The sequence below is a fragment of the Streptomyces sp. P9-2 genome, from assembly GCF_051903975.1.
Classification (GTDB): domain Bacteria; phylum Actinomycetota; class Actinomycetes; order Streptomycetales; family Streptomycetaceae; genus Streptomyces; species Streptomyces cellulosae.
This window is the reverse complement of record NZ_CP192633.1, coordinates 6,721,615-6,742,633: the sequence shown is the minus strand read 5'-3', so window position 1 is coordinate 6,742,633 and position 21,019 is coordinate 6,721,615. Positions and strand designations below refer to the sequence as shown.

At 73.0% G+C, this 21,019-nt stretch carries 17 protein-coding genes and 2 pseudogenes; 13 read left to right on the top strand and 6 right to left on the bottom strand.

The window, feature by feature from the left end:
* Nucleotides 1-3 precede the first annotated feature (3 nt).
* Nucleotides 4-796: pseudogene (locus tag ACQY0Z_RS30580) on the bottom strand (carbon-nitrogen family hydrolase).
* 333 nt (nt 797-1,129) lie between these two features.
* Here ACQY0Z_RS30580 and ACQY0Z_RS30575 point away from each other — a divergent pair.
* Nucleotides 1,130-2,371 (top strand): MFS transporter, encoded by a 1,242-nt coding sequence (locus ACQY0Z_RS30575; protein WP_254587659.1) that lies wholly within the window; start codon nt 1,130-1,132, stop codon nt 2,369-2,371.
* Nucleotides 2,372-2,474: 103 nt separating this feature from the next.
* On the opposite strand, the pseudogene ACQY0Z_RS30570 reads toward ACQY0Z_RS30575, so the two are convergent.
* Both ACQY0Z_RS30570 and ACQY0Z_RS30565 read right to left on the bottom strand, forming a co-directional pair.
* Nucleotides 2,475-2,792: pseudogene (locus ACQY0Z_RS30570) on the bottom strand (DUF6891 domain-containing protein); the annotation flags it as partial.
* Between the two features lie 129 nt (nt 2,793-2,921).
* A complete protein-coding gene (locus tag ACQY0Z_RS30565; protein ID WP_189900811.1) occupies nt 2,922-5,039 on the bottom strand; it encodes an MMPL family transporter in 2,118 nt (705 codons plus the stop codon).
* A gap of 158 nt (nt 5,040-5,197) precedes the next feature.
* Here ACQY0Z_RS30565 and ACQY0Z_RS30560 point away from each other — a divergent pair, with 158 nt between their 5' ends.
* From ACQY0Z_RS30560 to ACQY0Z_RS30510, 11 genes are all read left to right on the top strand, one after another.
* On the top strand, nt 5,198-5,611 hold the full coding sequence (locus ACQY0Z_RS30560; RefSeq protein WP_381728200.1) for a MarR family winged helix-turn-helix transcriptional regulator: 414 nt from the start codon (nt 5,198-5,200) through the stop codon (nt 5,609-5,611).
* 246 nt (nt 5,612-5,857) lie between these two features.
* A complete protein-coding gene (locus tag ACQY0Z_RS30555; RefSeq protein ID WP_439813144.1) occupies nt 5,858-7,114 on the top strand; it encodes an ATP-grasp domain-containing protein in 1,257 nt (418 codons plus the stop codon).
* The gene (locus ACQY0Z_RS30550) at nt 7,111-7,947 is read left to right on the top strand and encodes a Rossmann-like domain-containing protein (RefSeq protein WP_439813143.1); all 837 of its coding nucleotides are present in this window, start codon (nt 7,111-7,113) and stop codon (nt 7,945-7,947) included. Before ACQY0Z_RS30555 ends, ACQY0Z_RS30550 begins: the two co-directional genes overlap by 4 nt.
* Entirely contained in the window at nt 7,944-9,041 is a 1,098-nt protein-coding gene (locus tag ACQY0Z_RS30545) for a PLP-dependent cysteine synthase family protein (protein WP_189900803.1), read from the top strand. The genes ACQY0Z_RS30550 and ACQY0Z_RS30545 overlap by 4 nt, the downstream gene beginning before the upstream one ends.
* Complete coding sequence (locus ACQY0Z_RS30540; RefSeq protein WP_439813142.1) at nt 9,038-10,108, top strand: dipeptide epimerase; 1,071 nt, start codon at nt 9,038-9,040, stop codon at nt 10,106-10,108. Before ACQY0Z_RS30545 ends, ACQY0Z_RS30540 begins: the two co-directional genes overlap by 4 nt.
* The gene (locus ACQY0Z_RS30535; protein ID WP_381728189.1) at nt 10,105-11,370 is read left to right on the top strand and encodes an MFS transporter; all 1,266 of its coding nucleotides are present in this window, start codon (nt 10,105-10,107) and stop codon (nt 11,368-11,370) included. Before ACQY0Z_RS30540 ends, ACQY0Z_RS30535 begins: the two co-directional genes overlap by 4 nt.
* A gap of 15 nt (nt 11,371-11,385) precedes the next feature.
* Entirely contained in the window at nt 11,386-12,192 is an 807-nt protein-coding gene (locus ACQY0Z_RS30530; protein WP_189900798.1) for a class I SAM-dependent DNA methyltransferase, read from the top strand.
* A 43-nt stretch (nt 12,193-12,235) separates the two neighbouring features.
* The gene (locus ACQY0Z_RS30525) at nt 12,236-13,837 is read left to right on the top strand and encodes an ABC transporter substrate-binding protein (RefSeq protein WP_439813141.1); all 1,602 of its coding nucleotides are present in this window, start codon (nt 12,236-12,238) and stop codon (nt 13,835-13,837) included.
* Nucleotides 13,834-14,787, top strand: coding sequence for an ABC transporter permease (locus tag ACQY0Z_RS30520; protein ID WP_189900794.1), 954 nt, complete (start codon nt 13,834-13,836; stop codon nt 14,785-14,787). Before ACQY0Z_RS30525 ends, ACQY0Z_RS30520 begins: the two co-directional genes overlap by 4 nt.
* Nucleotides 14,784-15,608, top strand: a complete 825-nt coding sequence (locus ACQY0Z_RS30515) for an ABC transporter permease (protein ID WP_381728192.1) — start codon at nt 14,784-14,786, stop codon at nt 15,606-15,608. Before ACQY0Z_RS30520 ends, ACQY0Z_RS30515 begins: the two co-directional genes overlap by 4 nt.
* Nucleotides 15,609-15,630: 22 nt before the next feature.
* On the top strand, nt 15,631-17,208 hold the full coding sequence (locus ACQY0Z_RS30510) for an ABC transporter ATP-binding protein (protein ID WP_254587651.1): 1,578 nt from the start codon (nt 15,631-15,633) through the stop codon (nt 17,206-17,208).
* A 32-nt stretch (nt 17,209-17,240) separates the two neighbouring features.
* Here ACQY0Z_RS30510 and ACQY0Z_RS30505 read toward each other — a convergent pair whose 3' ends face one another.
* Both ACQY0Z_RS30505 and ACQY0Z_RS30500 read right to left on the bottom strand, forming a co-directional pair.
* On the bottom strand, nt 17,241-18,092 hold the full coding sequence (locus tag ACQY0Z_RS30505; RefSeq protein ID WP_439813140.1) for an SGNH/GDSL hydrolase family protein: 852 nt from the start codon (nt 18,090-18,092) through the stop codon (nt 17,241-17,243).
* On the bottom strand, nt 18,079-18,648 hold the full coding sequence (locus ACQY0Z_RS30500) for a PadR family transcriptional regulator (protein WP_189900786.1): 570 nt from the start codon (nt 18,646-18,648) through the stop codon (nt 18,079-18,081). The genes ACQY0Z_RS30505 and ACQY0Z_RS30500 overlap by 14 nt, the downstream gene beginning before the upstream one ends.
* A gap of 84 nt (nt 18,649-18,732) precedes the next feature.
* Here ACQY0Z_RS30500 and ACQY0Z_RS30495 point away from each other — a divergent pair, with 84 nt between their 5' ends.
* A complete protein-coding gene (locus tag ACQY0Z_RS30495; protein WP_254587649.1) occupies nt 18,733-19,170 on the top strand; it encodes a nuclear transport factor 2 family protein in 438 nt (145 codons plus the stop codon).
* A gap of 231 nt (nt 19,171-19,401) precedes the next feature.
* Here the strand turns inward: ACQY0Z_RS30495 and ACQY0Z_RS30490 are convergent, their stop codons facing one another.
* Nucleotides 19,402-20,949: a fused MFS/spermidine synthase gene (locus ACQY0Z_RS30490; RefSeq protein WP_439813139.1), complete on the bottom strand. Its 1,548-nt coding sequence runs from the start codon at nt 20,947-20,949 to the stop codon at nt 19,402-19,404.
* Between the last annotated feature and the right edge of the window lie 70 nt (nt 20,950-21,019).

The following is a 21,019-nucleotide window of genomic DNA, read 5'->3' as shown; positions in this document are numbered from 1 at the left end:
AGGTCAGTGGCCGGCCGTGGCTGCGAGGCCGAGGACTCGGTCGCGCAGTACGGGCAGGGCGGAGCGGATGCGGGCGACGTCCGCCATGTCGACGTCCGCCGTCACCACCTGCTCGTGGCGGTCCGCCTCGGCGAGCACGGTGCCCCAGGGGTCGACCACCGTGCTGTGCCCTCCCTGCTCCATGCCGCCGTGCTCCCCCGTGGCGCAGCAGGCCGGCAGGAAGACCTGCTCCTCCAGGGCACGGGTGCGGGTGAGGAGCTGCCAGTGGGAGAGGCGGGCGGCGGGCCATGCGGCGGGGACGGCGATCAGTTCGGCGCCGGCGTCGACCAGGCCCCGGAAGAGTTCGGGGAAGCGGAGGTCGTAGCAGATGGCGAGGCCGACGACGCCGAAGTCCGCGGGGACGGTCACGATGTCACGGCCGCCGCCCATCAGGGTCGCCTCGCCGGTGTCGAAGCCGTACCGGTGGATCTTGCGGTAGTGACCGCGCAGTTCGCCGGACGAAAAGGAGCGCGGTGTTGTAGAGGGTGCCGTCAGGGTCCCGCTCGACGATCGAACCGGCGTGCAGCCAGGTCCCGGCGTGGCGGGCGGCCGCCGACATGGCCTCGGCGGTGGGGCCGTCCAGCGGTTCGGCGTCCTGGTCCCAGCGGTCGTAGGCCCAGACGACGGCGGCCCAGAGTTCGGGAAGGACGACCAGGTCGTCGCCGGACCGGCCGCGGACCTGCTCGGCCAGCCGTCGTCGGCGTGCGTCCGCGGACTCCGACGCCTCCACGGCCGGCTGGATCAGTGAGACACGCACGGGTGTCACCTCCGGGATCGTGCCCCCGGTGCCGCGTGCGCCCACCTCTCTTCGAGCGTAGGCGACGGGGTGTGGGACGGCGACGGGAGTCGTGGGGCGTACGGGGTGGTTGTGCCGGTCTTGTACCGGGTGGTTGTGCCGCCCGGTTTCCTCACCCGTAGGGGGATCTGGCAGGCTGGTGCACGCGGCAACCACGCCCGGACGACGAGGACCGGCGCCGGACCGCCCCCACCGACCCAGGCACACCGCTGCCGCCGGACGCCGTCCGGTGCCGTGGTGTGCGAAGCGGTGGGCGCCCTCACCCGGCTCCTACGCGGAAGGTTTCCCCTCGCCATGCCCTTGGCTTTGTTCGCCCTGGCCGTCGTCGCGTTCGGCATCGGCACGACCGAGTTCGTCTCCATGGGGCTGCTCCCCCAGATCGCCGACGGACTGGGGGTGTCCGTGCCGGCCGCGGGCAACGTTGTCTCCGCCTACGCGCTGGGCGTGGTGGTCGGCGCTCCGCTGCTGACGGCGATCGGCGCGCGGGTGCCGCACAAGCGGCTGCTGCTGATGCTGACGGGTGTGTTCGTCGTCGGCAACGTGGCGTCGGCGCTCGCGCCGAACTTCGAGCTGCTGTTCGCGGCGCGTGTCCTGGCGGGGCTTCCGCACGGTGCGCTGTTCGGGGTCGGCGCGGTGGTGGCCTCCAAGCTGGTCGCGCCCGATCGGGCGGCCCGCGCGGTGTCGATGATGTTCCTCGGTCTCACGGTCGCCAACATCGTCGGCGTCCCGGCCGGGACCGCGCTCGGGCAGCAGCTGGGCTGGCGGTTCGCGTACGCGGCGGTGGCGGTCATCGGCATCCTCGCCCTCGCGGCGCTGGTACGGCTCGTCCCGCATCAGCCGCGCGGTGAGCAGGCCGGTGTGATGCACGAGCTGCGCGCGATGAAGAACAAGCAGGTGCTGCTGGGTCTGGTCACGGCGGTCATCGGGTTCGGCGGCTTCTTCGCCATGTACAGCTACCTGGTGCCGATGCTGACCAACCTGACGGGGATCTCGGACGGCTCCACGACCCTGGTGCTCGCGCTGTTCGGCGTCGGCATGACGCTGGGCACGCTCGTCGCGGGCCCGCTGACCGACCGGGCGCTGCGGCCGACCCTGTACGGCGGTTTCGCGCTGCTCGCGGCGGCGCTGGTGACGCTGCACTTCGTCATCGGTCACCTGGTGCCCGCGCTGATCGTCATCACCATCACGGGCGGGCTCAGCTCGCTGATCACCACGCCGGTGCAGATGCTGCTGATGGCCAAGGCGCACGAGGCCCCGACGATGGCGGCCGCGTCCAACCACTCCGCCTTCAACCTGGCCAACGCGGGCGGCGCGTGGCTGGGCGGCCTGGTCATCGCGGCCGGCTGGGGCTGGTCCTCGCCCACACTGGTCGGCGCCGCCCTGGCGGTCGTCGGCCTCGCCCTCGCGGCGGCGGGCGGCTACCTGGACCGGGACCGCCGCGCGTCGAAGGTCGTGCTGTCCTCGACGGGCGCCGGTACGGACCCGGCGGGACAGGACAGGCCGGCGGCGGCCTGCGCCCAGGACCCGACCACCTGAGCGACCGTTCGTCCCGCCCCCGTCAACCGCCGGCTGACGGGGGCGCACTGCTTCCCAGCCGCGTCCGGAGCGAGGACGGCGCACTCCGCACGCATCACACACGCAGGCGCGACCAGTCCAAACCGCTGTCCCACCCCTGCTCCTTACGCGCCCAGCCGGTGACCGCGGCGATCACGGTCTCCAGCTCCTCCGTCCTCGCCCCGAAGTGCCTCTTGGCGGCGCCGTCGCGGTGTTCGACCGTGTAGTCGTCCCCGGTCGCGTGCCACACCTGGGCGAAGACGTGCGTCTCGTCCGGGATCCGCTCGATCACCAGGAAGTGGTCGCCCTCACCCCCGATACGCCGGACCAGCCCGGCCAGTTCCTCGGCGGACACACCGACGTGCCGCTCCCCGTTCTCCGTCTGCACCGTGATCTCGAGCATGCGCAGACTCTGACACACGGGTCCGACACCAGGGGCGGACGCCGTGCTCCGGGACGCGGCGCACCCGCGCCACGAACGGCTGTGGGCGGACAGCCCTCCGGCTGTCCGCCCACAGTCACGTCGGACGCGTCACGCCCGCTCGGGCACCGCCGTGTCCTCGCTCTCCCCCTCCGCGGACCGGGAGAGGGACCCCGGCCACCAGGCCTTGGGGCCGATGTCGATCACCAGGGCCGGGACCAGCAGGGACCGGACGACGAGGGTGTCGAGGAGGACGCCGAAGGCGACGATGAACGCGATCTGGACCAGGAAGGCCAGCGGGATCACCATCAGCGCGGCGAAGGTCGCGGCGAGGACCACGCCCGCCGAGGTGATGACCCCGCCGGTGGTGGTGAGGCCGCGCAGGACGCCCTGTCGGGTGCCGTGGGTCAGCGCCTCCTCGCGGACGCGGGACATCAGGAAGATGTTGTAGTCGACACCCAGGGCGACCAGGAACACGAAGCCGTACAGCGGGACCGACGCGTCCGTGCCGCTGAAGCCGAAGAGGTGCTGGAAGACCAGCGCGGACACGCCGAGCGTGGCGAGGAAGTTGAGCGCCACGGTCGCGACCAGCAGCACGGGCACGAGCACGGACCGCAGCAGCATGACGAGGATCAGCAGGATGACGACGAGGACGATCGGCACGATGAGCGTGCGGTCGTCGGAGGCGGTCTGCTGGGTGTCGACCTGCTGGGCGGTGTAGCCGCCGACGAGCGCGTCGGCGCCGGGGATGTCGTGCACGTTGTCGCGGAGCCGCTCGACGGCGCGCTTGGCGTCGTCGCTGTCGGCCGCGGCCTCCAGCGTGGCGTCGACGCGCACCCGCCCGTCGACGACCAGCGGCTCCCCGCCGCCCGGCCGTCCGGAGGCGGAGACGGGGGCGGCGGAGGCCACTCCCTCGGTCCTGTTCGCGGCGGCGGTGACCTCGTCGGCCCGGTCGGCGTTCGCGAGGATGACGGCCGGGTTGCCCGACCCGCCGGGGAAGTGCTCGCCGAGGGTCTTCTGCGCGGCGACCGACGGCGCGTCGTTGACGAAGATCTCGTCGAGGGGGGTGCCCTTGGCGGACAGGGACGGGGAGAAGGCCGCGAAGACGGCGAGGATGAGCGCGGTCACCGCCCACACGCGGCGCGGCTTGCGGTCGACGGTGGCGGCGACGCGGCGCCACACGCTGTGCCCCTCGACGGTGGCGTCGGACGCCTTGGGCTTGGCGGGCCAGTACGCGCTGCGGCCCAGCAGGGCGAGGGCGGCCGGCAGGAAGGTGAGCGCGGAGAGCACCGAGCACACGATGCCGATGGCGCCGACCGGGCCGAGGGCGCGGTTGTTGGTGAGGTCGCTGGCGAGCAGCGTCAGCAGGCCGAGGGCGACGGTGGCGGCGCTGGCGGTGATGGCGCCGAAGGACCGGCGTACGGCGGCGCGGGCGGCGGCGAACCGGTCGCCGCGTACGGCGAGTTCCTCGCGGAAGCGGGCGGCGAGGAGCAGGGCGTAGTCGGTGGCCGCGCCGATCACGAGGATGGACAGGATGCCCTGCACCTGGCCGTCGACGCGCACCACGTCGTGGTCGGCGAGGACGTACACGACCGCACAGGCCAGGCCGAGTGCGAAGACGGAGCCGAGGATGATGACGAAGGGCAGCAGGACGCTGCGGTAGACCAGCAGCAGGATCAGCAGCACGGCGGCGAGGGCCACGCCGAGCAGCAGTCCGTCGATGCCGGAGAAGGCGTCCGACAGATCGACCTGACTGGCTGCCGGGCCCGCCACCTCGGCGTTGGTGCCGTCCACGGTGCCCGCCGCCTCGCGCACCTCGTCGACGACGTCGGCCAGCCCGTCTCCGAGGTCGGGCTCCACCTGCACCACCGCCTGCAGGGCCTTGCCGTCCTCGGAGGGGAAGGCCGGTGAGGGCTCGCCCACGACGCCCGGCTTGCCGGCGAGCCCGGCGACCGCGCGGGTGGCGGCCGCGGTCCGGGCACCGGTGATCCGCTCACCGTCCGCGGTCCACACGACGATCGCGGGGAGCGTCGCCTCCTGGTCGAACGCCTTCCGCTGGTCGAGGACCTGCGTGGACTCGGCACTCTGGGGCAGGAAGGAGGCCTGGTCGTTGGTGGCCACCTCGCCCAGCTTCCCCGCGTACGGGCCGAGCATCCCGCCCACGCCGAGCCAGACGATCAAGAGAGTGAGCGGGACGAGCCAGCGGGCCCGGCGTGGTGCGGATGTCATGTGGGTTCCTATGGCGCGCGCAGTTATGTCAGCGGTCGATTATGTCAATCATCGAGTGATCTTATACTGGCCGCATGAGCGGCTCACAAACCTCCGCACCTCCCCCGCCGGAGGAGTCCCCGACGGGACTGCAGTCATTCGCGGTGCAACTGCGCCGGATGACCGGCGAGTTCAACCGCATCGTCCAGGAGTTCGCTCAGGCGCACGGATTGCACCACACCGACATGCTCGCCCTGATAGCGATCCTCGACGGGGGCGGACCCGACACGCCCATGACGCCCGGCCGGCTGCGCAAGCAGCTCAACCTCACCTCCGGCGCGATGACAGCATGCCTGGACCGGCTGGAGCGGGCGGGTCACATCCGGCGTGTCCGGGCGGCCGACGACCGCCGTGTGGTGCATCTGGAGTACGAGGACCGGGCCAAGGGCCTGGCGCGGGAGTACTTCCAGCCGCTCGCCCGCAGCACCGACACCGCCCGTGAGCGGTTCTCGGCCGAGGAGCTGCGCGTGGTGATCCGCTTCCTCACCGAGCTGAACCACGAGCTCGCGCTGCTGCGGGGACGCACCGACTGACCGATCCTTCGGCAACCGACGGCCGGGTCAGGGCACGCCCTTGACTCGGCCGTCCCTCCTTTCCGGCCCCTCGCAGCACCCCACTTCGACGTGTCGTCGGCGCGAGCGCACCCCCTCGACGGCTGACATTGAAAATGATTACCGTTATCGTGTGTTGCGCGCAGCCCGCCCCTCCCGTCGAGGGGTCTTCTCGGGCTGCCCCGTCATCGCAACCGCGCCTCAGGACAGGGCACGAAAAGGGGAGTTGTGGCTCATCTGCTGATGGTCGAGAGCTGGGTCGGATCGATGAGCAGGCTGCTGCCACGGGCGATACAGGAGGGCGGACACACGTTCACCTTCCTCACCCGCGACCTGCACCACTACCTGCGTACGGCGCCGGAGGGCGCGGCGCACCCGCTGCTCGGGGCGCGGAACGTGGTCACGGCGGACACCAACGACCCGGAGTCCCTGCTGCCGTACGTGGAGCGGCTGCACGAGGTGCTCGGCTTCGACGGCGTCCTCACGTCCTGCGACTACTACCTGCCGACGGCGGCGCTGGCCGCCGAGCGGCTCGGTCTGCCCGCGCCGGACGCCGAGGCCGTACGGAACGCCTGCCGTAAGGACGCCACCCGCCGCGTGCTGGACGAGGCGGGTGTGCCGGGCCCCCGGTTCGCCGTCCACGAGGAGTGGGCCGAACTGGCTGCGGCCGCCCGGGACATCGGCTATCCGCTGGTGGTCAAGCCCGTCGACCTGTGCGCGGGGATGTTCGTGCGGCGGGTGGACGACGAGGCTCAACTCGCCGAAGCCGTACGGGCGATGGGTGATTTTCCGGTCAACGCGCGAGGTCAGCGGCGGGAGCCGGCGGTGCTGCTGGAGGAGCTGCTGGACGGGCCGGAGGTGAGCGTCGAGACCGTGTCCCACGCGGGCGCGGTCCAGGTGGTCGGGGTGACCGACAAGGGCATCGGCGGCGCGCCCGCGTTCATCGAGACGGGCCACATGTTCCCCGCCGCGCTCCCGGCCGCCGAGGCGGAGGACGTCGTACGGACCGCGCTGGACGCGCTCAAGGCCCTGGGGCTCACCGAGGGGGTCGTGGCGCACACGGAGATCAAGCTGACGTCGGCCGGGCCGCGCGTGGTCGAGGTCAATCCGCGGCCCGCCGGAAACCGCATCACCGAGCTCGTCCGCCATGTCACCGGCGTCGACCTGGTCGCGGCGTTCGTCGACGTGTCGCTGGGCCGGGCGCCGGATCTGCGGCGCACGGACACCGGGCTGCGGTCCGCCGCGATCGGGTTCCTCGTCCCGGAGACCACGGGAACGCTCACGGCCCTGGACGACACCGGGGTGCGCACACTGCCGGACGTGCTGGAGGCGGAGCTCCCCGAGCCCGGCAGGCAGGTGCGGGCGGCGGGCAGCAACAACGAGTACCTCGGGCACGTGATGGTGGGTGACACCGAGGGAGCGGGTGCCCGGGACCGGATCGAATCCCTGCTCGCGGGCGTGCGGACGGGGCTGGTGATCCGATGACCGCCGTCAGCTCGACGTCCGCCGAGGCGATGACGTACGAGACGCTGCCGGAACGCGCCCTGGGCGGGGAGCTCGGTCCTGATCCGGCGGGGCTGCGGGTGGCCGTGGCCTTCACGACCCGGCAGGCCGTACGGCACGACGGGCGGGGCACCGGTTACCGGAACGAGGTGCTGGGGCTGCGGGTCGGCGCCGCCGTCGGCAGCTGCGCGGTGGAGCCGGGTGCGCTGGACGACGGCGTGGCCGAGGAGTGCGCCGGGGCGGTTCTCGACCGGCTGCTGCGCCATCCGCTGGCTCCGGTGCGGGTGGCCGCGCTGGACGCCTACCTGATGCACGTCACCCCGCACACCCCGGCGCACGGCGCCCGGCCCGTACGGGTGCCCGCCGGGACCTCCCTGGAGAAGTCCCGCGCGCGGGCGCGGACGGTCGTCGGGCTGCTGGACCTTCCGCCGGGAGCCACGGTGCTGGTGGTCGGGGTGGTCAACTCTCTGCTGGAGGCTCTGCGTGCCCGCCACCTCGGTTACGTGCCGTGCGACTTCAAGGGCGGTGTCACCGAGTGGAATGAGGCCCTCGTCCCCGACGCGCTCGCCGAGGCGCATCGGTGTGACGCGCTGCTGGTGTCCGGGATGACGCTGGGCAACGGGACGTTCGAGCCGCTGCGGCGGCACGCCCTGGAGCACGGCAAGCAGCTGGTGATGTTCGCGCAGACGGGCAGCGCCGTACTCCCCCGCTTCCTGGGGCACGGGGTGAGCGCGGTGTGCGCGGAGCCGTATCCCTTCTTCTGGCTCGACGGCGGTCCCAGCACGCTGCACGTGTACCGAGGGGGTGTGCGGTGACCGCCGCCGTCGCTCCCGTCGCCGGGCCCGTGGCGCGGCCGGAGCTGCTGTCCCTCCTGGGCCGTACTCCCGTCGTGCGGGTCACGGCCGGGCTGCCGGATCCGCACCCCGGCTTCTGGGCGAAGCTCGAAGGACTCGCGGCCGGCGGGATGAAGGCGCGGCCCGCCGTGTCGATGCTGCTGGACGCCCGTGAGCGGGGTGTGCTGCGGCCGGGCGCCCCGGTGGTGGAATCGACGTCGGGCACGCTCGGTCTCGGACTCGCCTTCGCGGGGCAGGCCCTCGGTCATCCCGTCGTCCTGGTGGGCGACAGCGAACTGGAGCCGTCCATGCGGCGGTTGCTGCGCGCGCACGGGGTGCGGCTGGAGATCGTGGACCGTCCCGCCGTGCGGGGCGGCTGGCAGGCCGCGCGCCTTGCCCGGCTGAGGGAGCTGCTGGCCGGGTTGCCCGGGGCGTACTGGCCCGACCAGTACAACAACCCGGGGAACAGCGCCGGTTACGCCTCGCTCGCCGCCGAACTGGCCGTGCAGCTGGACCACTTGGACGTCCTGGTGTGCAGCGTCGGCACCGGCGGGCACAGTGCGGGCATCGTCGGCCCGCTGCGCCGGCACTGGCCGGGGCTGCGGCTGATCGGTGTGGACGCCACCGGCTCCACGATCTTCGGGCAGCCCGCCCGGCCACGCCTGATGCGCGGGCTGGGCAGCAGCATCCATCCGCGCAACGTCCACTACGAGGCGTTCGACGAGGTGCACTGGGTCGGCCCGGCGGAGGCGGTGGACAGCTGCCGGCGGCTTGCCTCGGAGAGCTTCGTCAGCGGCGGCTGGAGCACCGGCGCCGCTGCCCGTGTCGCCGCCTGGGCGGCCCGCGTCCACCCGGGCGCGGTCGTCGCGACCGTCTTCCCCGACGGTCCGCACCGCTATCTCGACACCGTCTACGACGACGACTTCGCCGCCGCGCACGGCCTCGACCTCGCCGCCGCGGCCACCCGGCCCGTGGAGATCCCGCACCCGCGTGCGGCCGAGGCCACCGGCTGGGTGCGCTGCACCCGTGTCACCGATCCACTCAAGACCGCACCGCCCGCAGGGAGGACCCCGTGAAGGCCGCCACGCGCACCGTGCGGCTCGAACTCACCGAGCCGCTGCGCATATCACGTTCCACCATGGCCGCCCGTGACGCCGTGTGGCTGAGCGTCGAGCACGGCGCCGTCACCGGTCACGGCGAGGCCGTCACCAGCGTCCACTACGGCCTCGACGCGGCGACCTTGAACCGCTGCTTCGCCGACGCCGCCCGGGACTTGTGCCGTTACCCGGACCCGGCCGCCGCCCTGGAGTCGCTCCGTGCGGGCGAGCTGGCGGGCGGCGCCACTCCCCCGGCGGTGCGGGCCGCCGTGGAGTCGGCGCTGCTCGACCTGGTCGGCATTCGCGCGGGCCGTCCCGTGCACCGGCTGCTCGGTCTCCCGCAGCCGCCGGTGGCCGCCACCGCCCGTACGATCGGCATCACCTCGCCTCTCGACGCGGCGGCGCAGGCGCGCGCCCTCACGGCAAGCGGGTTCGAGGTCCTCAAGGTGAAGGCGGGGCTGCCCGACCCGGAGGAGGACGTCGAGCGGCTGCGTGTCGTCCGGGACGCCGCGCCCCACGCCCGTCTGCTGCTCGACCCCAACGGCGCGTGGACGCCCCGCCAGGCGGCGGCGCTGCTCCCCCGTTTCGCCGACCTCGGCGTGGAGGCCGTCGAGCAGCCTGTCGCCCCCGGCGATCCCGAAGCGCTGGCCGCGCTGGCCGAGCGCTCACCGCTGCCGGTGATCGCCGACGAGGACGCCGTCGGCCTGGAGGACGCACGCCGGCTCGCCGGGCGCGTCCACGGCGTCAACGTGAAGCTCGCCAAGTGCGGCGGTGCGCATGCCGCGCTGCGTATCGCGGAGACGATCGCGGGCAGCGGCACCGCGCTGATGCTGGGCTGCCTCACCGCCAGCAGCCTCGGGCTGGCGCCCGCGGTGCATCTCGCGGGGCTGGCACGCTGGACCGACCTCGACGGTCATCTGCTGCTCGCCCACGACCCGTGGACCGGCATCGGCGGCGAGGACGGGTACGTACGGACAAGCGGTCTGCCCGGCCTGGGCGTCGAGCCGCGCGCGGTGGGACCTCGGGCGGCGGTGGACGCGGCGTGAACACCTGGCACGAGATACGCCGGTTCCCGCTCGCCGTCCAGGTGCTGCTGGTCAACCAGTTCGGCGTGAACGTCGGCTTCTATCTGCTCATCCCCTACCTGGCCACGCACCTCACCGAGAACCTCGGCATGTCGGCGGCCGTCGTCGGTGCCGTGCTCGGGGTGCGCACGCTGAGCCAGCAGGGGTTGTTCGTGGTCGGGGGGTCGGCGGCCGACCGGCTCGGCGCGCGGGGCGTCATCATCGCGGGGTGTGCGCTGCGCACGCTCGGGTTCGGGCTGTTCGCGTTCGGGGACGACCTGGTGGTGCTGCTGGCAGCGTCCGTGCTGAGCGGCTTCGCGGGGGCGCTGTTCAACCCCGCCGTGCGCGCCTACATCGCCCAGGAGGCGGACGGGCGGAAGGCGGAGGCGTTCGCCCTGTTCAACGTGTTCGCGGCGGCCGGTGCGCTGGTCGGGCCGCTGCTGGGCAGCGCGCTGCTGCTGGTGGACTTCCGCACGTCGGCGCTGACAGCGGCTGGGATCTTCGCGGTCCTCACCGTCGCCCAGGTGCTCGTACTGCCCGCCCGTACGAAGGAGCCGTACGACGGCGGTTCGGTGCCGGCGGACTGGCGGGAGGTGCTCGGGAACCGGCCGTTCCTCGCGTTCGCGCTCGCCATGGTCGGCCTGTTCACCCTGGAGAGCCAGCTGTATCTGCTGCTGCCCGACGGCGCGCGGCAGGCCACCGGCTGGGACGGCGCCGCCGGACTCGTCCTGCTCGTCGGCACGCTCGCCCATCTGACCCTGCAACTGCGGGTCACCCGTGCCCTGAAAAGGCGCGGGCAGCGGGGGCGTTGGATCGTCACCGGGCTCGGTCTGACGGCGGTGGCGTTCGTGCCGCCGGCGCTGACGGCGGGCGGCTCCGGCGGACCGGACGGTGTGGTGGACGGGCTGCTGCGTGTGCTGCCGGTGCTGGCGGGGGCGCTGCTGCTGAGCCTGGGGGTGATGGTGGCGCAGCCGTTCGTGATGGAGCTGATCCCCGCCTACGGCCGTCCCGGGCTCACCGGCACCTACTTCGGGGTGTTCTACGTCGTCTCGGGTGTTGCGGCGGCGGTGGGCAACACGGTCGTCGGGTGGGCCATGGACACCGGTGGACGGGCCGGGCCGGCGTGGCTGCCATGGGTGTGCTGTGCCCTGTTCGGGCTGGTGTCGGCGCTGGGGGTGGCGTGGCTGCGGCGGCTCGGCTCGCTGCCCGCGCCGTCGGAGCCCGCCGTGCCGGCGACGGTCTGAGGGGGCGACATCCACATGACTTCTCAGGCGAACGAGCGGTCCCGCACGCTCCTCACGGACCGGCCCGAGCTGTACGAGGCGCGCTTCCCCGACCCCGGTCGCCTCGCCGGGCGCTGGGCGGAGGACTGTCTGCGACGGCACGGCGCGGGGCCGCGTGTGCTGGACATGGGCTGCGGCACCGGCCGCGACGCCGCCCACCTGCACGAGGCCGGCCGCCGGGTGACGGCGGCCGACCTGTCCGAGCCGATGCTCGCGTACGCCCGCGACCACCACCCGGGGCCCGAGTACATACGGGCCGACCTGCACGGATACGACTTCGGGCCGGACGTGTTCGACGCCGTCGTGTGCCTGGACAGCGCGCTGCTGTACTGCCACACCAACGAGCAGCTCGACCGCTTCCTGTCCTCCTGCCGGCGCGCGCTGAGCCCCGGCGGCCTGCTGGTGGCGGAGATGCGCAACGGCGCGTACTTCCTGGGCCGCACGGACCTCCTCGACTCCCCCGCCGATGCCGAGTTCGTCTGGCGGGGCGCCGTGCACCGGTCCGTCACCACGCTCGCCGTCGACCGCACGGCGCAGCTTCTGCGCCGGGTGCGGGTGTGGAGCGCGGGCGACGGTGCGGAGCCGGTCGAGGAGCGGTCCGCCTGGCGGCTGTTGTTCCCGCAGGAGCTGCGGCACTTCCTCACCGCGCACGGTTTCGAGGTGCTGGAGCTGCACGACGGCCCCGGCCCGCGCACCGAACCGCCGTGGCGCGAAGGGCTTCCGCCCGGCCGCACCGCCGACGCCGACCGGCTGCACGTCGTGGCCCGCCTCGCCCGGCCCTGACACCGCTTCTCTCTCTTTCTCCCACGGACAGAAGGACTTCCTCATGCACGACGACTCTGTGTCTCCCCTGCCCTCCCACAGTCGCTTCGCGGGACTGCGCCGCCGCGGCTTCCTCGCCGCCACGGGGGCCGCCTCGCTCGGTGCGTTCTCGCTGGCCGGCTGCGGCGGCTCCGGTGACGACGGTGGTGGTTCCAAGGCGGGTGGCACGCCGCAGCGGGGCGGGCGGCTGCGTGCCGCGTTCGCGGGCGGAGGTGCGGGCGAGACGCTCGACCCGCACCGGGCCAACCTGTTCGCCGACGCCGCCCGCGCCAAGGCGCTGTTCGACAAGCTCGCCGACTACGGCCCCGACCTGGCCGCCCGCCCGCGCCTGGCGGAGCGCTGGGAGCCGAACAGGACGCTGGACCGCTGGCAGGTGACACTGCGGGAGGCGACCTTCCACGACGGCCGTCCGGTCACCGCCGAGGATGTGCTGCACAGTTACCGTCGGATCGCCGACCCGCGGGAGGCGTTCCGCGCCAAGGCGTCGCTGGAGCCCATCGACCTCGACGCGAGCCGGGCCACGGGCCGGCGGTCGGTCGAGTTCGTGCTCAAGCGGCCCACCGCCGAATTCCCCAACGTCCTGGCCGCGTTCGGCGCGTACATCGTGCCCGCGCACGCCGACGACTTCGACCGCGCCCCTGTGGGATCCGGTCCCTTCCGGTTCGTGTCGTTCGCGCCGGGCCGCTCGGCGGTCTTCCGCCGCCACGACGACCACTGGGACGGCGCTCCGTACCTGGACGAGGTCGAGTTCGTCGTCGCCAACGAGGAGTCGGCGCGCGTCAACGCGCTGCTCGGCGGGCAGGTCGAGTACGCGCACGAGCTGAACCCGACGACGGCCCGCGCCCATGAGGGCAAGGGGCAGATCGACATCGTGCGGCTGCGGAACAGCGCCATGCAGGCGTTCTGCATGAAGACCGACCGGCCGCCCTTCGACGACGTGCGGGTGCGGCGGGCGTTCTTCCTGATCGCCGACCGTGAGGAACTGGTCGACGCCGCGCTGTCCGGCGCGGGCGAGACGGGCAACGACCTGTTCGGCAAGGGGTACGAGTACTACGCCGACGGTCTGCCGCAGCGCGAACAGGACCTGGAGCAGGCGCGGTTCCTGCTCAAGCAGGCGGGCGCGGAGGATTTGCGCGTCACGCTGGACACCTCGGCCGTCGCCGCAGGGTTCACCGAGGCGGCGAGCGTCTTCCGCGACCAGGCCGAGCGGGCGGGCGTCACGGTGGACGTGCGGATGGGCAGCAAGGACTCGTACTGGAGCGACATCCTCGACGGCGGCACCCTGTGCTGCTACCGCTCCGGCGCCATGCCGATCGAGTCGCACATCTCGCAGCGCCTCCTCACCGACTCCACCACCAACGCCACCCACTGGCGGCACCGTGACTTCGACGCGCTGTACCGGCAGGCGCAGTCCACCCGGAACGCCAAGGACCGTGGCGCCGTGTACGAGCGCATGCAGCGCCGGCTGTACGCCGAGGGCGGGTTCCTGGTGTGGGGGTTCGCCGACTGGATCATCGGAACGTCACGCGGGGTGCGGGGAGTCGAGACGAACGCGCCCGCCAACACGCTGGACTGGGCGCGTTTCGACAAGGTGTGGCTGGCGTGAGCGGACTACGCTCGTTCGTCGCCCGGCGGCTGCTGCTCGGGGTGGCGCAGGTCGTGGCCGTGGTGCTTCTTGTCTTCGCGCTCACCGAGGCGCTGCCTGGCGACGCGGCCGTCGTCCTCGCCGGCGACCAGCCCGACCCGGCGCGGATCGAGGCGATCCGTACGGCCATGGAGCTGGACCGGCCCGCGTGGGAGCGGCTGGTGGACTGGGCGGCGGGCCTGCTGCGGGGAGACTTCGGTACGTCGTTGACGTCCGGGCGTCCGGTGGCGCAATACCTCACCGGCGCTTTCGGCCCGACGCTGCTGCTGGCCGCGCTCACGGTGGCGTTGCTGGTGCCGACGGGCGTCGGGCTGGGCGTGCTGGCCGCGCGGTACGAGGGACGGCTCGTGGACCGGCTGACCAGTTCGGTGACGCTCGCGGTGTACGCGGTGCCCGAGTTCGCCCTCGGGGTACTGCTGGTCACGGTGTTCGCGCTGCGGCTGGGCTGGCTGCCGCCGACGGCGGTCGGTCACGGCACCGACCTGCTCGCGCACCCGGGGGTGCTCGTCCTGCCCGTCCTCGTCCTGCTCGCCCGGCCCGTGTGCTCCCTGGTCCGGCTGGTGCGCGCGGGCATGATCGACGCGCTGGCGTCGCCGTACGTGGCGCACGCGCTGCGGTACGGGGTGTCCGGCGCCCGTGTGCGGTACCTGCACGCGCTGCCGCACGCTCTGGCGCCGGCGGTGCAGCAGTTGGCGCGGACGATCGACTGGCTGCTGTGCGGGGTGGTGGTCGTGGAGACGCTGTTCGTGGTTCCGGGGCTGGGCACCGTCCTGCTCGGGGCCGTGGGTGAGCGTGACGTGCCGGTGGTGCAGGGGCTGGCGGTGGTGTTCGGGGTGGTCACGGTGGTGCTGAACCTGGGTGCGGACGTGATCGCGCATCGGCTGGCCCCGCGGGCGGGGGTGGCGGCGTGAGGGGGCGCGCGGGCCGGTTCGTGCTGGGGGCCGTTGTGGTGACCGTGCCGGTGGTGATCGCGCTGCTGGGGCCGGTGCTTGCGGGTGAACCTCCGGCGCGGGCGGCGTCGTTCACCGAGGGCGGCGATGGGCATCGGCTGGGCACGGACTTCGTCGGACGTGACGTCTGGTATCAGGTGCTGCACGGCGGGCGGTCGGTCGTGCTGACGGCGCTCGCGGCCACCGCGCTGGCCTGTCTGGTCGCGCTGCCGGTCGGGCTGGTCGGGGCGCTCACCCACCGGCGGCTCGTGGAGGAGCTGCTGATGCGGCCGCTGGACGTGCTGCTCGCCGTGCCGTCGCTGCTGATGATCCTGCTGGTGGCGACCGTGTTCGCGCCGGGGGCCGTGGGGCTGGCGTTGCTCGTCGCTGTGGTCAATGTGCCGGACGCGGCCCGGCTGGTACGGGCTACGGCCACGGAGATCGCGGCGCGCCCGGCCGTGGAGGCGCTGCGGTTGCAGGGTGAGACGTGGTGGCGTATCGCCGTCGGCCATGTCGGGCGGTCGATGCTGCGCACCTTGGCCGCGGACGCCGGCACCCGGCTGACCGGGGTGCTGTATCTGGTCGCCACGGCGGCGTTCCTCGGTGTGGGCGCGGCGCCCGATGCCGCCGACTGGGCGGTGATGGTCGACCGGAACCGCACGGGTCTCTTCGTGCAGCCGTGGGCCGTCGTCGTGCCCGCGCTGCTGATCGTCGCCCTCACCACGGGCACCAACTTGCTGTTCGACGCGGCGCTGGACAAGCGGGGCCGGAGTCCGGGAGGGGAACGTGTCCGTGAGGCGTGAGAGCGGTGCGGGAGAGAGGCCCGTGGCCGAGGTGCTCGATCTGCGGGTGGAGATCGACGGGCGGGCGATCGTGGACGGGGTCGGCTTCCGGGTGCTGCCGGGGCGGGTCACGGCGCTGGTGGGTGCGTCGGGGAGCGGGAAGACGACTACGGGGCTTGCGCTGCTCGGGGAGTATCCGGGCGGGGCTCGGGTGAGTGGGGAGGTGCGGGTGACCGCCGGTGGGGCGGTGGGACGTACGACTGGAGGGCCGGTGGGGCGCACCGGGGAGCCGGTGGGGTATGTGCCTCAGCATCCGGCGAGTGTGTTGGCGCCGGCGCGGCGGGTGGACGCTTTGCTGATGGACATCGCACGGCCGCTGGTGCGGCATCTTCCGCGTGGGAAGCGGCGGGCTGCGGCGCGGGAGCTTGTGGTGCGGGCCCTCGCGGACGCCCAGTTGGCGGATGCGGAGGCGCTGTTGCGGCGGTATCCGCATCAGTTGTCGGGGGGCCAGCAGCAACGGGTGGTGCTGGCGCAGGCGTTGCTGCTCGGGTCCCGGGTCGTGGTGGCCGACGAGCCGACGACCGGGCAGGACAATCCGACCAAGCGGCGGGTGGTCGAGCAGCTCGCGGCTCTCGCGAGGCGTGGGATCGGCGTGGTGCTGCTCAGCCATGACCTGGACGTCGTGCGGGCGCTTGCGGACGAGGTGGTCGTGATGCGGGCGGGGCGGGTGGTCGAGTCGGGGCCTGTGGAGCGGGTGTGGGCGGCGCCGCGTCATCCGTGGACACGGGAACTGCTGGACGCAGAGGGTGGGTCGACCTCGTTCGACGGCGGGGGCGCTCGGTCTCGGCGTCCTGTGGTGCGGGTGCGTGGGCTGGCGGCACGGTACCGGGACGGTTCGCGGTCCGCGTCGGTCGTGCTGCGTGTCCCGAGACTGGATGTGCACGCCGGGGAGTGTCTGGCGGTGGTGGGCCGTTCCGGCAGCGGTAAGACGACGCTCGCTCGGTGTCTCGCCGGGCTGCATCGGGATTTCGAGGGCGACGTCCGGCTGGACGACACGGTGTTGCCCCGCAGTCTGCGTCGTCGGACACGGGAGCAACTGGCGGGCGTGCAGTACGTGTTCCAGGACGCGCACGCCTCGTTCGACGAGCATCGGCCGGTCGTGCAGCAGGTGGCCCGTACCGCCGTACGTCTGCGGGCAGTGGACGCGCAGGAGGCGGGGCGGGAAGCGGTGAAGGTGCTGGCCCGGCTGGGGTTGCCGGAGGATCTGGTGCGGCGTCGGCCCGGTGGGCTGTCCGGGGGCGAGCTGCAGCGGGCCGCGCTTGCCCGCGCCTTGCTGGCGCGTCCTCGTGTGCTGCTGTGCGACGAGATCACCTCAGGGCTTGACGCGGTCACGCGCCGGGACATCCTGGAGACCTTGACGGAAGTGGTCGGTGAGCTGGGTGACTTGGCGTTGGTCCTGATCACTCATGACCTCGCCACCGCCGCCCTCGCTCACCGTGTCGCGGTCCTGGACGCGGGCGAGGTCGTCGAGGAAGGTCCGGCGCTGGAGGTACTGCACAGTCCCCGGCATCCGTTCACCAGGTCGCTGGTCGGTACGGCGGAGCCCGCTGCACGCCCGTGACGGCGGCCCCGGGGTGACGCTGCCGGGGGCGGTCAGCCGTCCGCCACCGGGCGGCGGTCGTCCAGTACCGGGTGGAGCAGCGGGCGTTTGGCGGTGCGGCCGTCGCCGGACGAACGGCCGCGGAGGCGGCGGAGCAGCCACGGTCCCAGGAAGCCCGCCAGCCAACGGAGTTCGGTGCCGACGGCGCGCAGGCCGGTGGGCAGGGTCTGGGGAGGGAGCGGGTGGGTCCAGGTGTCGTCGCTGCCGGGGAGCCGTAGGGCGTGGGCGAGGGCGGCGGCGATGCGTTCGTGACCGAGCGGGCCGGCGTGGAGGCGGTTGGGGCTCCACAGGCGGGGGTCGCCCGCGACCGGGTGGAGGGCCGTCTCCGCGACGACGACGCCGTGGCGGCGGGCGGTGCGGCGTATGCCCTCGTTGAGGGCGGTGACGCGCGGGATCAGCGGGCGGGCGACGGGGCAGACGCGGGAGAGGTCGGGGATGGTGATCGTGGCGACAAGGGCGCCCTGCTCGGTCAGCGCTCCGAACATGGCGTCCAGGTGGGCGCAGACCTGGTCGGCGTCGAAGCCGGGTCTCAGCAGGTCGTTGACGCCGGCGACGACGGTGGCGAGGTCGGGCCGCAGCGCGAGGGCGGGGGCGAGCTGCTCGGCGTGGACCTGGGCGGCGAGGCGGCCGCGTACGGCCAGGTTGGCGTACTGGAGGGCGGGCTCGTGCCGGGCCAGGTGCTCGGCGAGGCGGTCGGCGAAGCCGCGGAGGCCGGTGGCGTCGTCGCCGTCGCCGACGCCCTCGGTCTGGCTGTCGCCGAGGGCGACGTAGCGGAGGTAGGTCGTCTCGGTGCCGGGGGTCTCGGTATCGGGCTTTCCGGTTCCAGGCGTCTCAGTTCCGGGCACGGGTGTGCCGCCTCTCTTCCAGTACGGCGACGGTTCGCAGGCACCAGTCGCGGTTCTCCTGCTCGAAGGCGACGCCGCGCAGGCAGGTCAGGTAGGGGCCGATGCGGTCGCCGTGACGGAGGAAGTCCTCCTCGCCGCGGTCGCCGCGCAGGCGCCGGAGCAGCGCCTCGAACAGTTCGACGCGGGCGCGGGCGATCTCGGCGCGTTCGGTGAGCTGGTCGATCAGGGTGGCGGTGTCGACGCTGTCGGCCGCCTGGACCTTGACCATGAGGTCGTCGCGGACGAAGGCGGGCTTGGCGGAGGCGGCGGTGAAGGCCTCCAGCTCGGCGAGGCCGGCATCGGTGACGTGGAACAGCCGCTTGTTGGGGCGGCTCTCCTGCACGACCTCGCGGCCCGCGACGAGGCCCTGCTGCTCCAGCCGGGTCAGCTCGGCGTAGAGCTGCTGCGGCTGGGCGTACCAGAAGTTGGCCACGCCGACGTCGAACGCCTTGGCCAGCTGGTATCCGCTGAGCTCGCCGTCGAGCAGTGCGGCGAGTACGGCGTGCCGGAGTGCCATGCGGTTCCTTTCCGGGTGCCGGTGTCCTGCCTCTGTCGCGTTACGCCGACCCCATGATACTCATCATTCTGACTACTCACATCTATGACTACTGAGGTGGTGGCGTCCATGGACACCGTGGAGCGTTTCCGTGCAGCCGTCGACGCGCGTGATCTGGCGGGATTGGAGGATCTGTTCACCGATGACGTGCGGCTGTACAGCCCCGTGAAGTTCACGCCCTTCGAGGGCAAGGCGATGGTCATGGGGCTGTTCGGCGTGCTGCTGCGGACGTTCGAGGACTTCCGGTACGTCGGGGAGTACAGCGGGGCGGCGCAGACCAGTGCGGAGGGGGTGACGTTGCCGTCGGCCGTGCTGGTCTTCCGGGCGGCGGTGGGCGGGAAGGAGATCCACGGGATCGATCTGCTGCACTTCGAGGAGGGCGGGCGGATCAAGGAGTTCACCGTGATGGTGCGGCCTCGCTCCGCGGTGGAGGCGTTGGGGGAGGCTGTGCTGAAGGGGTTGGTGGCGGAGGGACTGGTTTGAGCGGGGGCGGCTACGGAGTGGGGTTGGTGAGGTCGGGCGCCGGGTGCGGGTGCGTAGGGGTTCATCGCGCAGTTCCCCGCGCCCCTCAGGGAGTTGGCCCTGACGGTGTCGAGAGAGGCGCCGAGGGCCGACTGCGTATCGGGGGCGGGTGCGTTGAGGCTGGCCGCGCAGCTTCCCGCGCCCCTGAGGGTGATGGCCTCGGCTGTGCCGTGAACGGCTCGGGAGTCGCCTCTACTGCCGCTGCGTTGCGTAGGGCTGGAGGAGTTGGTCCACCGGGGCGTAGTCGTCGGTGAGGACGGGGGCGTCGCCGAGCCAGGTGGTGAGGGCGTCGCCCGTGGCCGTATTCCAGCCGGTGCTGCGGGCGTTCAGTGCCTTCTGGATCGCGGTCAGGTCGAACGGATGGTCCGAGGCCACGGCGACCACGTTGCCGCCCACGGGGGCGTCCGTGTGGGTCAGGCCGATGTCCGCCGGTTCGCCCAGGAGGGCCACGTGTGTGAACACCTCGCGCAGCGTCGCCAGTTCCGCCTTCGCGAAGGCCTGCTCGCCGTGGTCGATGAGGTTGACCGCGTAGAGGCCGTCGGGGGCGAGTGCGCGTCGTACCTCCCGAAGTGCCTCCACCGTGGTGAGGTGCCAGGGCACGCTCACTCCGCCGAAGGCATCGCCGACGACCAGGTCGAGGGAGTCGGTCGCCGGCCGCTTCAGGCCCAGCCTGCCGTCCTCCGTACGGACCTCGATGCCGGGGTCCGGCCGCGGTCCGAGCCGTTCGCGGTCGATGCGTACGACGCCGGCGTCGATCTCCGAGACCACGCTGCGCGTGCCCGGCCGCGTGGCCGCCAGGTAGCGGGGCAGGGTGAGGCCTCCTCCGCCCAGGTGGTGGGCCGTGAGCCGCCTGCCCGCCGGGAAGGCCGCGTCGGTCACCGACGCGACCGCCTTGACGTACGTGAACTCCAGGTGCGTCGGGTCGCCGGCGTCGACGTACGAGTGCCGTACGCCGTCCAGCACGAGCGTACGGCCACCCTCGCGGGTGGGGTCGGCGACGACCTCGGCGCAGTGGTACCGCGTCTCGACGTCGCAGCCGCCCGGCGCCACCGAGGCCGCCAGACCGCCCGCCGCCAGGACCAGCGCCAGGGCGGGCGCGGCACCGCTCCGGCGGCGCAGGCGCCAGCCGACCAGCAGCGACGCGACCACCAGCAGCGCACCGAGTCCCAACAGGATGCCGCTCACCGGCAGCCGTGACAGCAGCACGAAGCCGGTCAGGACCGTGCCGACGATCGACCCCACCGTGCCGACGCCGGACAGCCGGCCGACGACCGTGCCCGTCTCGGCGAGGCTGGTGAGCCGCACCTTCGTCACCAGCGGCGTCACCGCGGACAGCAGCGCGCCCGGCACCAGGACGGTCAGCGCCGCGACCAGGATCAGCAGCGGCCGCGCCCACTCCGCCACGCTGCGCAGCACGGCCGGCGTGAGCGCCACGACCGCGCCCGAGACGCCGAGCGCGGGGGCGAGGAGCCGCAGCGGGTCGACCTGGTCGGCGATGCGGCCGCCCAGCCACGAGCCGAGCGCGATCGCCGTGAGGGCGATGCCGATCACCAGCGTGCTGGTCCCGAGGGTGAGGCCGAGGTACGGGGCCAGCAGGCGCAGGGCGACGATCTCGACGACCAGCACCGCGGCCGACGCCCCGAACACCAGCACGGCGGCGGTACGGGGCCCCAGACCGGGGCGGCGGCTGCGCGTGCTCTCGGCGACGGGCGAGGAAGACAATCCGGTCACGGGCGACATCCTTGCACGCGGGCAGCCGCCGACACGCCGCCTTGCGCGCGACCTCCGCAGACGACCTCGACCGGTCCGG